Source organism: Acinetobacter legionensis, assembly GCF_048552295.1.
In the GTDB taxonomy this organism is placed as follows: domain Bacteria; phylum Pseudomonadota; class Gammaproteobacteria; order Pseudomonadales; family Moraxellaceae; genus Acinetobacter.
Map to the genome: position 1 here is coordinate 96,298 of NZ_JBIMCW010000003.1, position 14,410 is coordinate 110,707.

Here is a 14,410-nt window from a genome sequence, read left to right on the forward strand (position 1 = left end):
ATTGCCCCTTTGACAAACATGAGCAAAAACAAAGCACGGCTTTGTTTGCAGCGTAAGTTTTGGCATTGCCCGAGAAAAGTAGAGCATCGCTTATGCAAATTGATCGAAACTTTTCTCAAAATATAAGGCAGTGAATACACCTTATATTATGCGATTTTTCATGAATTGTATTACTTTGCTTATTCAGTGCTTATACCATATCTATGAAACTATTCAGGATTACATAAAGCCCTCAATCGGCAACCAAGAAATCACCTTAATTCCTGCTTTTTGCCACCACTTCATTTTTGGTTCTTTTCTTAAAGTGACAATACCTTGAGGTGTTTCTTTGAGCCAATTGATTTTATTCTGTGAATCTAGAACCAACTTATAAGCATATTTTTTTAAATTATCGTCCATGGTTTTATGTACAGCAATTGCCAACGGTGGACTGTTGATAATGACGCCAATTTCAGTATTTAAGTTGGCTGAACGTGGGTCGAAATTAAATGAACCAATAAATACTTGCTTATTATCCACAGCCATCAGTTTGGCATGCAAGCTAGAACGGCTTAAGCCCTTTAAACTGACTTTGGCTTTCTTTGAGATTTCTTCTGAATTGGCATAGAGATTCTCCTCAGAAACGGCAGGCAGGAACTCATAAAGCTCGACACCATTTTTTAATAAGTTATCTCGATATTTTGCATAAAATGCATGCACCAATGCGACATCATTGGCTTTAAATGAATTGGTCAGGATACGTACTTTGACGCCTTCATCTGCCAGCTCAACCAGTTTCTTTGCGCCTTTTTTTTGCGGAACAAAATAAGCAGAGATCAGATCGACATTTTGAGTTGGGATATCTAAGCGTTTCACCATTTGGAAGTTGAGATGCTGTTCTTTTTTTGCCTTGGCCTGAATTTTATCAGGGGCATCTTTGACCACCTCTGCTTTGACCCAATCAAGTTGAATATTCTGATTGAGCCACTGATCAAAAGCATGCGTACGATTACTTAAATTTAAATAATTTTGAACCGTAATTTCTTGGTAATGGTGGGTTAATTGTTCTTTTAGGCTGTCATAACGTAAGGTGTAGGTACTGTGATTGACAATATTTCTTACCGGATAAGCATAGCTATGATTCCAATATTCATCAAAAGAATGGGTAATATCATCTACCGCTTGGCCTACAAGCATGACATCAACATCTGAAAATTGATAATTGTCACTAACATTGTAATATTGATTACTCATATTACGTCCGCCAATTAATGAAATCTGATTATCAGCAGTAAATGTTTTATTATGCATACGACGATTAATACGTTTTAAATCCAGCACCATATCGATTGGACGAATACTTCTAAAACGGTAAGGGTTAAATAATTTTACTTCTATGTTTGGGTGTTGATCTAAGGCGAGATAAACCCCTTCCATTTGTTTAGCATTATTATCATCGATCAGTAAACGAACTTTAACACCGCGATCTGCGGCTTCAATAATTTTGTATAAAGCCAATGAGCCAATTTTGTCATTGTCCCAAATGTAATATTGCAAATCTAATGTTTTTTGTGCTTTTTCAATCAAATTGATGCGTGCTGCGATTGCTTCCAGCGGATCATACAGAACGTGATAACCAGTTAACTCTGGATTTTGCGCTTTTAATGGGGAAATAATTTGTGCTAAAGGGGTGTCTTTGGTTTCTATATCGTAAGCATATTCGGGTTTAATATTTTCTTGTCGAGGTAGAGTTGAACAGGCAGAAAGGCTGAGTAAGAGGCAAGAACCGATCATCACCCAAAATTTTGACACATGGTGATTGTGAGCTTTTTGCTGTAATTGGGTATTACGATTGATCGTTCTTTGCATAATATTTTCTAAGATTTCTCAGAGCTAGAGTATAATTGCCTGAGGATATATTGACAATTCATTGATGTTTGCTGAAATGCAATCCATTTATGAAATGCCAATATCCCCTTTTCAAAAGATAAATAGAGAGATGACAAGTACATACACAGTACTTGAGAGATTGAATATGTTTCCAACCCTAACCGTTACATCAATTTTTTATCTCTGCTTCATTGTGCTTGCAATATGGGGAATGAGCCAAGCATGGTTAAGTCAATCTAGAACTGAAACGATCCATCCTTTTAAGTCTTTCGTCCATTTACTCGCATTCTACCTATCTTATTTATTAATTCCGTTGTTATTTTTTAGCATTTATGCAGGTTACATCGGAAAATTCTCATTACATGAAAGTATTTTTGTTTTTTTGCTCAGTGCATTACTGATTTATGCTCGTTTTATTGAACCACATACAGTTCATGTTCAGCATATGGGTTATTGTTTGGGACAAGAGAAAACATTTACTCAACCGATTAAAGTTGCGCTGCTTGCTGATTTACATATCGGACTATTTTCTGGACATGAGCGTCAGCTGAAAACAATTGTCAAAAAAATTAATTTAGCTCAACCCGATTTTGTTGTAGTTGCGGGAGATTGGACCTATGAGCCTGAAAATAAATTGGTTGAAGAGTTGGCGATCTTAAAAGAGATTGAAGCTCCTATTTATTCAGTGAATGGCAATCATGATGAGCAATATCCGGGACCACCGATTCAAGGGTTATTGGCAAAAGCTTTAGCAGCCAATAATGTTATGGATATTGAAGGTAAAATTGTTGAATTTGATGATTTTCGTTTAATCGGTGTGGGTGATTTATGGGCAGGTAAAGCGGATATGCGCTATATGCCTGACTTACCTCAAGACAAACCGTGGTTAATTTTGTCACATAACCCCGATACGGTAGATATGGTTCCGCAATTACCTACACGTCCGCTGATGCTGTCTGGGCATACACATGGCGGGCAAGTTGAATTGCCGTGGTTGACCAGCTATGTGATGAAAAAAGTGTCTATCCTCGGTCATAAACGTGGTTTATATCAGCATGAAAATGCCGATGTATTTGTCAGTGTCGGTACCGGTATGGTGGGTGTACCTTTTCGGTTTAGAGTACCACCAACTATTGATATTATTGAGCTGAGTTAATTTTCATACTGATCAATCATGTTTTAAAATCGTAAAAGGCTGCAATCCCAATCAAAACAAGAAACCCAATCAATAACAGCATGCTGCTGGACATATTCTGATGACTCAAGTCTTCCACCCCTGAGGTTTGAACCGAAGCGTAAGTAGGGCTTGTTGAATCATAAGATGAAGACTTTGCTTGTGATGAGGTATTTTGCGTCTGTCCTTGTATAAAGTTTTCGGCAAATTTGGATAAAGCATCTGGTTGAGTCAAATCGATTTGGAATTGTTTTTTGATCTCTTGCCAGTCGGGATGTTGATCATTGATTTCAATGGTTTTACCATCCTGATGGGGCATTTTCACCGTACTAGATGAAAAGTTGAATTGAAAAGATTTGCTTTCATTTTTTATATTTGGTATTTCGCCCGATAAAATTTGAGGGTTTGCTTTAAAAGCATGAAGCGCATCGGGTGATTCATGTAGGATGCGGACTAAATTTTGTGCTGCGGTAGGATCTAGTTGAAGTTGTGCAATAAGGAATTGTTCTGCTGGTTCTATTTGATGGTATTTAAGTAGATCAAGCAATGCTTGTAATTATATTTGATTCAATGGGTAGATGCTTACCCCGAATAATTTAAGTGATGAGAACAAGAGCTTTTAGTCGAAAGGCTTTCTTTTGACTGTTTTAAACTTTATTAGACATTTTGCATTGCATATTCAATCTTATTGCTGTGTTAAATTTTATCGCGGCGTTGCATTTTATTGCTTGATAAAAAATTGATATGCAAGCACAGCAACAATCGCAATAACAATAAGCATAAAAATAGGTAAGCCTTTTTTCTGGGTTTGATCTTCAATACCGACCGGTTGTGTTGTCACGCTGGATGGGCGGGGAATTGAATGAATATTATGTGTCGAATTGACAGCGCTATCACGTGCTTTGGCTTTCATTGCAGCAATGTAGTCAGCAGCCGAATCATATGTTTCACCTTGCGTAAAATGATGCATAATTTCATTCCAGTCAGGATGATGTTCATCTATCAACACTTTTTGATGATCTTGATCTAACACATAGATTTCGCCAGTTTCAAAATTTGACTGAATTGCCTTATAGCGTGGATGCTGACTATCATAAAAATCATCATCGAACTGAAATTGATTGATTGCTAAATGAGGATTTTCAGTGAGCTGTTCTACAAAGTCTTTGGCATCTTTTAGCCCAAGGTTTGAATTTTCCATGACCAGTTTAATCGCTTCAATTTTACGATTTTGTTGAATCAGGACAAGAATGTCTTGTTGTGGAGTTTGCAATTGTATATCACGAGAAATAACACTTTGGGCAGTATCTGAAAATGCAAAGTCGTATGAGTTTTCTGTCAGGTTTTCTACATAATCCTTCGCGTCTTTCAAGCCTAAGTCTGAGTGGTCTTTGACCCATTTAACTGCTTCAACTTTACGACCTTGTTGAATCAGTAAAAGAATTTCTTGTCGTTGTTGTTGGCTAAAGTCTGGCATCATGCACCTGTCATTATTAGTTTAATCGTCAATGAATATAGGTTAACAATAGATATGAGTTTTATTAATCATAGAATTAATTCAATTTTTATTACAAATTGACGTCAAATAAAAGTAGTAATTTGTGTGCGAATGGGCAATATTTTAAAACTGTCATAAAACTTTGATATTGTAAACTCATAATATTTATAACCTTAAAAGAGGGCTTAGCCATGACTCGTGATTTTGAAAAATTCCCAGAAGATGATAACGGTAATCTACTTTGGCAAATGCACGAAGATGGTGATGATTTGGAAGAGGTACATGAAATCGAGTTTTCTGTGTATTTTAAAACACAAGAACTTGCTGAAAAATGTGCAATTTATCTTTTACACGAAGAGCAAAAAGTTTCACTGTATTTGGACGAAGAAGTACAGCCAAATGAATGGGTGATTACAATTTATGTTCATCTTCTTCCAGACTACGAAGACATTGTGGATTTAGAGCAATGGTTTACTAAAATTGCTGAGCAGTTTGAAGGTGAGTATGATGGTTGGGGATGCACAACCTATATATTTGATGATGAAGACGATGAGGAATAGATGACTGATATTGTTTTAAAAGCATATCCTTGTTGATCTGCTTTTTTAAGTTTCAGACTACTCAAACCATACATATGAAAGCTTTATACAGCGCTAAACTTGATTTTCAACAAGAATAATAGTCAAGGATATGAGTATGAGTAACACGGTAAAATTGCATCGCGTTTTTAGTGCACCACCAGAGCGAGTCTATAAAGCATTCTTAGACCCAGACGCGATTGTAAAATGGATGCCACCCCATGGATTTACCGCAAAACTTTACCAAATGGATGCGAAAGTTGGCGGTTCTTATCGGATGTCTTTTACCAATTTTTCTACAGGTTCAACTCATTCATTTGGTGGAACTTACGCGGAGCTTATTCCAAACCAGCGCATACGATATTTTGATCGCTTTGATAATCCCGAATTAGCTGGAGATATTGAAGTGATCATTGAAATAAAAGGGGTGCTTGTCGGAACTGAAGTCAATATTACCCAGTCAGGCATCCCCAAAGTGATTCCTGTTGAAGCCTGTTACTTGGGATGGCAAGAGTCTTTGCAGTTACTTGGGTTATTGGTCAATCCAACCATTCCAGACCAATAAAATAGTGCTAGTGAAATAATGAAAATAATCGTTTTCGAGAGCAAATGGTGCACCGCTATCCTCAACAATAAGTGGGCAATTCAATCATCGATTGTCTAGATTGCGTAAGCAAGTATAAGATAGTGCTATGTTTTTAGTGCAACAGCTAAGGTGGGGCGTGCATATTTATTGTTACTCCAGTATTACCTTGTGAAAGGATATTTCTCATTATTTAGAATCACTTCGGTTAAGTACAACTCCAGTTTGGAAAAATAATGACGATTTATAGTAAGCGGATTTATGATGCTGTTTCAGAAACAGATGGTAAAAGGATTCTCGTTGATCGCTTATGGCCACGCGGTATCAAAAAAGAAGATGCTAAGATTGACTTATGGCCAAAAGACGTTACACCATCTAATCAACTGAGAAAATGGTATCACGAGGATATAGAAAGCCGTTGGGATGAATTTCAAAAACGATATCGGGTTGAATTATCTCAGGTTACAGTATCGTTAGATGAATTGCGGAAACTTACAGCACAAGGTTCTATAACCTTATTAACGGCGGCCAAAAATCAAGGTCGAAATCATGTCAGTGTTTTGCTGGATGTGTTAAATCCTAAAGCTTAGTTTAATGATCGCGGTTGATTTTTAAATTATTCCTTATATTTATTATGGTTTTTAAGTTGATGAAAAATCTTAAAATGCTATGATTGTGATTTGATCCTAAGCTGAGCTTATTATGTCGTTGCCCCATTGTCCGAAATGTAATTCAGAATACACCTATCAAGATAGTGATTTATTGATTTGCCCAGAATGTAGCTATGAATGGAAAGATGGTGAGCAAGTAACAGCAGATGACAACGTGACGATTAAAGATGCTGTTGGAAATATCTTGGCAGATGGCGACTCAGTGACGGTGATTAAAGATTTAAAAATTAAAGGTTCTTCTTCAGTGGTTAAGGTAGGAACGAAAGTCAAAAGTATTCGGTTACTTGTAGACAGTAATGATGGTCATGATATTGATTGTAAAATCGATGGGATTGGTCCAATGAAATTGAAATCAGAATTTGTGAAAAAAGCTTAATTTCTTAGGCTCATACATGATCACAGTATAATGACTGTGATCATTTTTAGTAGCTATCATTTTCTCGAATAATAATTTTTGAGGTTAGTTCTGCTTTGGAGCGAACGCCCAACTTTTTCATTAAATTTGCTTTATGTACTTCTATGGTCCGGTGTGATAGCTCTAATTTCCGGGCAATTTCTTTACAGGTAAACCCATTGACAATCAATTGGGTAATTTCAGATTCACGTTTTGTGAGTTTTTGCTTAGAAGATAACACCTGATCTTTTCGTTCAAAATGCCAGACCATTAATTTAAATGGATCTTCAGGCGTCAATGTTTGCCCATGAGTATGTGTCCAAAAGATTTCGCCATTTTTGTGCTGCATAAAACGCTGATCGGAATAGTAATGGCTTTTTTTTAACAGTAAACTTTGTAATGCATCATTGCCAACTTTTTCATAATCCTCAAGGCTAGGAAAAATTTTCACAATAGATTGCTCGATCAATTCCCCACGCTCATAGCCAAACAAAGTGGCAAATGCAGAATTCATTTCCATCATATGTCTATAACTTAATACAACGATCGGTGCAGGGCTAAAATCAAATGCGATTTTATTATAGTTCATAATAAGCATCCTTACTTAGTATAATAATAAATATAGCGAGCTAGATGGAAATAACAAGTATTAAACCGTTATTTTTTTATAATATGATGAAAATTAAATAGATTATTTTGATATGGCTATGTATATAAATTTAGTATTTTAAATACTATGCAATGTATCACATTTTTTATATTTAACTTTAGTCTATATTTAGGTTTTTAATATAACTAGTTGTATTTGCTTTATTTGTTTTATTTTTAAAACTACTTAAGTAATTAAGGGTGTTGACTGAAAAAAGCAATTGATTCACATTGATGATGAGAAGCCTGTAGGTTATTTAGAATTTTTTATCAAAATAAATCAATATTAATCTTGGCTGCTTATTTTAACTTGTTTATGTAAAAAGAATGAGCTCACCTTAATTAATATAATCAGGATAGATTATCTCTAAGGTGATGAATGGATGACAATACTAAAAATTGGGCGAGGTAGCGATGGAGCACATACAAGGATCAGGTCCTCAACAACAGAAAAAATCTTCACACCGTTTAGCAGGTATATCCAGCATGGTGGGAACGACAATTGAATGGTATGACTTTTTTATTTACGGTGCAGCCGCAGCGTTGATTTTCAATAAATTGTTTTTCCCAAATCTTGATCCATTAACAGGCGTACTGGCTGCATTTGCCACATACGCAGTTGGTTTTATTGGACGTCCGTTGGGAGGTATTATCTTTGGTCATTTCGGGGACAAAATTGGTCGAAAAACAATGTTGCTCACTACCCTGATTATGATGGGGATTCCTACCGTTTTAATTGGCCTATTGCCAACCTACGAAAGTATTGGATATTGGGCGACCTTTTTTCTGGTGATTTTACGCTTTGTTCAAGGTATGGCAATGGGTGGCGAGTGGGGTGGTGCCGTGTTGATGGCTGTGGAGCATGCACCTGAAGGCGGTAAAGGCTTTTGGGGGAGTTTACCGCAAGCGAGTGCCGGTGGTGGTTTAATGTTGGCCTCTATCGCACTGGGGTTGGTTTCACTTTTACCCGAAGCAAGTCTATTTAGTTGGGGCTGGCGTTTGCCTTTCCTTGCCAGCATTTTATTGTTAGGTGTGGGGTGGTATATCCGTGTCAAAGTACCTGAGTCACCAGATTTTGAAAAAGTAAAACAACAAGCACAAGAAGTTAAAGTTCCAGCAATGCAGGTCTTTAAAAATCATCCGCGTGAATTACTCACGATTATCTTTGCCCGTGCTGCTGAAAATGCATGGTTCTATATTGCTTCAACTTTTGCCTTAGCCTATACCACAACCAAGTTAGGTATTCCTCGCCAAGATATTTTGTTTGCAACGATTTGTGGTGCAGGCTTAATCATGGTGATGACGCCATTGTGTGGACATCTATCCGACAAAGTGGGGCAGCGGAATATGTTTATGTTTGGTCTAGTGGTCCTTGCATTGTATTGCTATCCGTTCTTTAGCATGCTGGATACCAAAGATCCTGTGTTGGTCTGGACCGCAATTGTTTTAGCAATCGGCGTGGTGTTTCCGATTATGTATGCGCCACAGTCTCAGTTGTTTGCTCGACAGTTCCCTGCCGAAATTCGCTACAGTGGCATCTCGATTTCAGTTCAATTTGCAGGCGTGTTAGGCGGTGGATTAGCGCCATTGATCGCCACCAAACTACTCAGTATTGGTAATGGTAGTCCTCATTTGATTGTTATCTACATCGTAAGTATGGCGATTTTCGCAATCTTCTGTAGCTTGTTTATGAAGCGTGATGATCTCAGCCTAGCGCGACATCATAAAACGGTTAAAAGCAAATTGTCTGTTTAGAGTAGATGATTGATTTAAAGAAAATCATTGCAATCAATGATCAAATTTACAACACTTAATTTTTAGGAATAAATATGAATATTTCCTTTATTGGTCTTGGGAATATGGGGCTTCCTATGGCTAAAAATTTGCTCAGTGCACAGTGGAAGGTGACAGGCTTAGATTTATCCCCCGAGGCTGTTGCAGCATTTAAATCCTTGGGTGGTGTAGCCGTAGATCACAAGCACGTTCTTCAAGATGCAGATGTTGTGATCACCATGTTACCCAACTCAGAAAGTGTCAGAAATTTTTATCTTGGTGATCAAGGTATTTTAAAAAGTTTAAAAAAGGGTTCGTTGATTATTGATTGTTCGTCGATTGCAGCTTTAACAAGCCGAGAAGTCTCAAAGTTTGCAGAATCTATGGGAGTCGACTGTGTAGATGCACCTGTTTCAGGTGGAACTTTAGCTGCCCAAGCAGCAAGCTTGACCTTTATGGTGGGTGGTTCAAAGCTGCAGTTTGAGCGAGCGAAATCTATTTTAGAGAAAATGGGTAAAAATATTTTTCATGCTGGAGAACATGGTGCAGGGCAGATTGCCAAAGCCAGTAATAACATGCTGCTGGCAATCAATATGATTGGTACCAGTGAAGCTTTGAATCTGGCAATGCGACATGGTTTAGATCCCAAAGTCATGTCTGAGATTATTCAAAACAGTTCCGGGGCAAATTGGTGTGTGGAGAAATATAATCCTGTCCCAGATGTTTTGGAAAATGTGCCTTCAAGTCAAGGTTATATTGCGGGCTTTATGACCGATTTAATGTTGAAAGATTTGGGATTATCCCTAGATGCAGCATCCGAAGTCGATGCACAGGTGAGTTTAGGAACATTGGCTCAAACGATTTATAGTAAGCATAGTCAAAGTGGTCATGGAAAGACCGACTTCAGTAGTATTTTTAATTTAGTTTCAGTCGCAACGTGAAGGAAAAATCAGGATGAGTACTTTAATCGGACATTATATTTCAGGTCGTCATATCACAGAAACTCAACATTCAGGCCCAGTATTTAATCCCTCTACAGGTGAAGAAATAGCACGTTGTGCTTATGGCGATGCAACAGTGATTGATACTGCCGTAAAAGCTGCGACATCAGCAAATGCAAAAAAATGGGCAAAAGCTTCACATGCTACACGCTTGCAAGTTCTTTTTAAATTACGTGAGTTAATGATTGCCAAAACATCTGAATTAGCAGAAATCATTGGTCGTGAACATGGCAAAACTATTGCCGATGCAATCGGTGAAATTGGCCGTGCGATTGAAGGAATTGAATTTGCTTGTAATGCCCCACAGATTACTAAGGGCGAATATGCACGTAATGTTGCTGGCGAAATCGATGTGTTTTCTGTACGTGTTCCTGTGGGTGTGGTGGGCTGTATTACCCCGTTTAATTTCCCCATCATGATTCCTGCTGTTATGATGGCAATGGCTGTGTCTGTGGGTAATTCAATTGTTTGGAAACCATCTGAAAAAGTGCCTTCGGCTGCATTATTTTTTGCAGAGTTATGGAAAGAAGCTGGTCTTCCAGATGATGTATTTAATGTTGTACAAGGGGATAAAACCGCAGTCGATGCATTACTTGAACATCCTGAAATCGCAGCTGTGAGCTTTGTGGGTTCTACACAGATTGGTGAATATGTTTACCAAAAAGGCACCTCACATAACAAACGTGTTGCCGCATTTACAGGCGGGAAAAATCACATGGTGGTGATGCCTGATGCCGATCTTGAAGCGGCTGCAAATGCCTTTGTTTCAGCAGGGTTTGGATCAGCAAGTCAACGTTGTATGGCGGTGTCATTGCTCATTCCCGTCGGTGCTGAAACGGCAGATCGCTTACGTCAACGTATTGTGGAAAAAATCAATGCATTGAAAGTTGGCGCATATAATGATCCAACTGCAGATTTTGGTGCGGTGATTAGTGCGCAATCGCAACAGTCTGTTTTAAAGGCGATTGATCAATGTATTGCAGATGGTGCTGAGTTGGTATTAGATGGTCGTGATTTTAAACATCCAGAGTATTCAAATGGCTATTATATTGGGCCAACTCTATTTGATTATTTGTCTACAGATATGGATTTTTATCAACAAGAGGTTTTTGGCCCAGCGCGAGGAATTTTACGCGTCAATAGTTTAGATGAGGCAATTGCTGTGACCAATAGCCATGAATATGGCAATGGTTCGGTGATTTTTACCCGTGATGGAAAGTCAGCACATCGCTTCTTTATGGAAGTTGAGTCGGGCATGATTGGTGTTAATGTGCCTGTACCACTCCCAGTGAGTTATTTTAACTTTGGTGGTTTGCGACGTTCAAAATTTGGTGAGTCGCATTTATATGGTCCAGATGCCGCTCGTTTCTATACGAAGTTAAAATCTGTTTCACAAAAATGGCCTGATCCTGAAGAACAAGATCAAGCCATTTCTTTGGCATTTAAAATCACTTAATTGATTGAATGCTTATGATCAGCCAGCAGATGCTGGCTTGTTTAGATGTGAGTGAAAGTCAGATATATTGAGTATTGTGTTCTTTATAATGTTGCACTATGAATAAAACGTCTTGAAACATTGCATAGATCAAGGGCTCAAAGCTGCAAGTCGATTGTACTGTGCAGCTTTGTTCATCCCTTAAATATTATTGGCTTGCTGCAATTCCGATTTTTTTAACATTTAATCGTTGTGCGGCTGCCATCACCATTGCTACATCCTTATATTCAGTGAGTTTATCTGGCTGGACTTTAATCGGATCTTGATCTGATTTCTGTGCAACACCAGCAAATAAAACGTCTAGCGCTTGTTTATTTTCAACAGCTTGATCATTCCAAAAGATTTTACCTTGAGGGTCAATACGTAAGGTGACTGGCACAGGTGGCTTCTCATTGGTAGGTGGTGGTGCACCATTGGGCAAGTCAATATTGATCGCATTATTTGGAATTGGGATGGTGATAATAAACATAATCAACAACACCAGCATCACATCAATAAGTGGTGTCATATTGACATCTAACATCACATCATCATCGTCTTTATTGGCACCGACATTCATAGCCATAAGCTGTTCCTTTTCTCGATTATGGTGCGGCAACTGGTGTCGTGACAAAAGCGATTTTGCCGATACCTGCTTGCTTGGTAGCACTGATTACTTCATCAATCGCTTCAAATTTTGTTACTTGATCACCACGAATATGTACTTCTGGTTGTGGGCGTTTTGCTGCTTCAGCCTGTAAACGATTGATCAATGTATTTTTATCTGCGATATACTTTTCGTTCCAAAAAATATCCCCCGCTTTATTGACAGCGATTTGCACATTAATTGGTTTAGTGACATAAGGTGTATTTTTTTCCTCAGGCAATTTGACTGGAACCGTGTGAATTGCAACAGGGACAGTGATTAAAAATATAATCAGTAAAACCAGCATAATATCCACCAAAGGTGTGGTATTAATCGCAGAAATCACATCATCTTCGTCACTGTCTGAATTGACTGTCATGCTCATAACTGATCCCTCATTTATTTAGCATCACTACTGTTTTTGATCTCACCACTGAGTAAAACAGTATGTAAGTCAGAACCAAAAGTACGTACATTATCTAATACTGCTTTATTGCGGCGGGTGAGCCAGTTATAACCAAGTACCGCAGGCACTGCTACAGCGAGACCGATTGCTGTCATGATCAGTGCTTCGCCTACAGGTCCAGCAACTTTATCAATAGAGGCCTGACCCGAAATCCCAATTGCAGTAAGTGCATGATAGATTCCCCAAACTGTACCGAATAAACCTACGAATGGTGCGGTAGAACCAACCGTTGCAAGAAATGCTAAACCACCACTTAAGTGGCTTTGAATTTTATCAATTGCCCGTTGAATCGACATTGTGACCCAAGTGTTAAAGTCGATACGCTCAAGTAGGTTTCCACCATGTTTTTTGGTTGAGTTAATGCCTTTTTCAGCAATAAAACGGTAGGCACTTGCTTCGCCTAGTGTTCCCGCAGCGCCGTCAATTGATGCAGCATCCCAAAATTTGGCTTCAACCTCTTTACCCTGACGTTTAATTTTTGCCTGCTGAATAAACTTGGTTACCATGATGTACCATGTTCCAATCGACATCAGGACCAAGATAAATAGGGTTGATTTAGCAACAATATCACCTTCGCGCCATAGTGCTTCTAAACCGTAAGGGTTGTGTACAGCTTGTGTTGTTGCTGGTTTAGGTGGTGGTGTATGGGCTTCACTTGTTGTTGTATTTGTTGCCGTTACAGTCGCAGGTGTTGCAGTGGTTTCTTCTGCAAATACACCAGATACAGGCAGTAGGGTGCTTACAGTTAAAATGCCAACTGAAGCAAATAGTCGTACAGATTTGAGCGCTTTATTCATCATTTATCTCCAAATTTTTATTTAATTGATTAATTCAGTACAAATTCATAAGGTATGTCATACCAAGAATCTTGAGGTTCACCATTCTTTAATGCAGGTTTAAACTTACATAAACTAAAAGCTTTCGAGGCAGCTTTATCTAAGCTTTTACTCCCACTCGATTTTTTTACTTTGGCCTCTTTAACCTTTCCATCACTACCCACAAATACCGAAATAAGGACCTCACCTTGTTCTTCGTTTTGTAAAGATTCACGTGGGTAATCAGGGGTTTTACAACCCGCTTCTCCACTCGACACACCGCGTGTTTCACCTGTTGGTTTTGCTTTTGCAGGCTCAGGTTTTGGTGTTGTTTCTGGCTTTGGCGTCGGGGTTGGTGTCGGCTCAGGACTTTCTGAGGTCTTAGGCGTTGCTGTGGGTGTAGCCGGCTGCTTTGGTGTTGCTGTCGGTTTTTCCATTGGTTTTTCAGTCTGCTTTGGATCTGGCGTTTTCAAAACTTTCTGCACCAACTTTGGTAGTTCTGGTGGTTTTTCAATGGGTTTAGGTTTTTCTGGTTCAGGTTTTTTGTCCTGAATAATCAGTAATTCAACAGGTTCATCCGCTGGTTTTTCAACTGTTTTAGATAAACCCGTAATCAAGCCATAGAGAATGATTAGATGCAGTAAGATGACTGCTCCAATCCCGATCAGGCGTTTGGAAGAATTATTTTCTAATTCTGAAAAATTCTTGCCCATTGCTACTCCTGAAATGAGAGACAAACAATAAATAGTAAAAGAGAGACGATAAAAAATTCTGTTCAATTCTTTTGTTTGGCTAAGTGAATGAATCAATTACGCAAACA

16 protein-coding genes are annotated in these 14,410 nt (G+C 38.4%); 8 read left to right on the forward strand and 8 right to left on the reverse strand.

The genetic code is table 11. The features are described 5' to 3' along the window. Positions 1-219: 219 nt before the first annotated feature. The gene (locus ACG916_RS03595) at positions 220-1,848 is read right to left on the reverse strand and encodes a phospholipase D family protein (RefSeq protein WP_336953309.1); all 1,629 of its coding nucleotides are present in this window, start codon (positions 1,846-1,848) and stop codon (positions 220-222) included. Between the two features lie 166 nt (positions 1,849-2,014). Here ACG916_RS03595 and ACG916_RS03600 point away from each other — a divergent pair, with 166 nt between their 5' ends. Then, positions 2,015-3,025 (forward strand): metallophosphoesterase, encoded by a 1,011-nt coding sequence (locus ACG916_RS03600; RefSeq protein ID WP_419328039.1) that lies wholly within the window; start codon positions 2,015-2,017, stop codon positions 3,023-3,025. Between the two features lie 16 nt (positions 3,026-3,041). Here the strand turns inward: ACG916_RS03600 and ACG916_RS03605 are convergent, their stop codons facing one another. Next, a complete protein-coding gene (locus tag ACG916_RS03605; RefSeq protein ID WP_419328038.1) occupies positions 3,042-3,590 on the reverse strand; it encodes a hypothetical protein in 549 nt (182 codons plus the stop codon). 174 nt (positions 3,591-3,764) lie between these two features. Further along, on the reverse strand, positions 3,765-4,523 hold the full coding sequence (locus ACG916_RS03610) for a ribosomal protein L7/L12 (protein WP_419328037.1): 759 nt from the start codon (positions 4,521-4,523) through the stop codon (positions 3,765-3,767). 209 nt (positions 4,524-4,732) lie between these two features. Here ACG916_RS03610 and ACG916_RS03615 point away from each other — a divergent pair, with 209 nt between their 5' ends. From ACG916_RS03615 to ACG916_RS03630, 4 genes are all read left to right on the forward strand, one after another. Then, a complete protein-coding gene (locus ACG916_RS03615) occupies positions 4,733-5,101 on the forward strand; it encodes a ribonuclease E inhibitor RraB (RefSeq protein WP_336953304.1) in 369 nt (122 codons plus the stop codon). Positions 5,102-5,237: 136 nt separating this feature from the next. Next, positions 5,238-5,684 (forward strand): SRPBCC family protein, encoded by a 447-nt coding sequence (locus ACG916_RS03620; protein ID WP_336953303.1) that lies wholly within the window; start codon positions 5,238-5,240, stop codon positions 5,682-5,684. Positions 5,685-5,938: 254 nt separating this feature from the next. Next, a complete protein-coding gene (locus ACG916_RS03625; RefSeq protein WP_419328036.1) occupies positions 5,939-6,292 on the forward strand; it encodes a DUF488 domain-containing protein in 354 nt (117 codons plus the stop codon). Between the two features lie 112 nt (positions 6,293-6,404). After that, on the forward strand, positions 6,405-6,749 hold the full coding sequence (locus ACG916_RS03630; RefSeq protein ID WP_336953300.1) for a zinc ribbon domain-containing protein YjdM: 345 nt from the start codon (positions 6,405-6,407) through the stop codon (positions 6,747-6,749). Between the two features lie 46 nt (positions 6,750-6,795). Here ACG916_RS03630 and ACG916_RS03635 read toward each other — a convergent pair whose 3' ends face one another. After that, a complete protein-coding gene (locus ACG916_RS03635) occupies positions 6,796-7,356 on the reverse strand; it encodes a LuxR C-terminal-related transcriptional regulator (protein ID WP_336953299.1) in 561 nt (186 codons plus the stop codon). Between the two features lie 473 nt (positions 7,357-7,829). Here ACG916_RS03635 and ACG916_RS03640 point away from each other — a divergent pair, with 473 nt between their 5' ends. The 3 genes from ACG916_RS03640 to ACG916_RS03650 all read left to right on the forward strand — a co-directional run bounded on the left by ACG916_RS03640 (position 7,830) and on the right by ACG916_RS03650 (position 11,645). Beyond that, positions 7,830-9,170 (forward strand): MFS transporter, encoded by a 1,341-nt coding sequence (locus ACG916_RS03640; RefSeq protein ID WP_336953298.1) that lies wholly within the window; start codon positions 7,830-7,832, stop codon positions 9,168-9,170. Between the two features lie 74 nt (positions 9,171-9,244). Further along, on the forward strand, positions 9,245-10,129 hold the full coding sequence (mmsB, locus tag ACG916_RS03645; RefSeq protein ID WP_336953297.1) for a 3-hydroxyisobutyrate dehydrogenase: 885 nt from the start codon (positions 9,245-9,247) through the stop codon (positions 10,127-10,129). A 13-nt stretch (positions 10,130-10,142) separates the two neighbouring features. Next, entirely contained in the window at positions 10,143-11,645 is a 1,503-nt protein-coding gene (locus ACG916_RS03650; RefSeq protein WP_419328035.1) for a CoA-acylating methylmalonate-semialdehyde dehydrogenase, read from the forward strand. A 187-nt stretch (positions 11,646-11,832) separates the two neighbouring features. Here ACG916_RS03650 and ACG916_RS03655 read toward each other — a convergent pair whose 3' ends face one another. Genes ACG916_RS03655 through ACG916_RS03670 form a run of 4 tightly spaced genes read right to left on the reverse strand, consistent with a single transcriptional unit; the run spans position 11,833 to position 14,303 of the window. Further along, on the reverse strand, positions 11,833-12,249 hold the full coding sequence (locus tag ACG916_RS03655) for an ExbD/TolR family protein (protein WP_419328034.1): 417 nt from the start codon (positions 12,247-12,249) through the stop codon (positions 11,833-11,835). Positions 12,250-12,268: 19 nt separating this feature from the next. After that, entirely contained in the window at positions 12,269-12,694 is a 426-nt protein-coding gene (locus ACG916_RS03660) for an ExbD/TolR family protein (RefSeq protein ID WP_336953294.1), read from the reverse strand. Positions 12,695-12,708: 14 nt separating this feature from the next. Further along, on the reverse strand, positions 12,709-13,575 hold the full coding sequence (locus ACG916_RS03665) for a MotA/TolQ/ExbB proton channel family protein (protein WP_419328033.1): 867 nt from the start codon (positions 13,573-13,575) through the stop codon (positions 12,709-12,711). A 26-nt stretch (positions 13,576-13,601) separates the two neighbouring features. Beyond that, complete coding sequence (locus ACG916_RS03670; protein ID WP_419328032.1) at positions 13,602-14,303, reverse strand: energy transducer TonB; 702 nt, start codon at positions 14,301-14,303, stop codon at positions 13,602-13,604. Between the last annotated feature and the right edge of the window lie 107 nt (positions 14,304-14,410).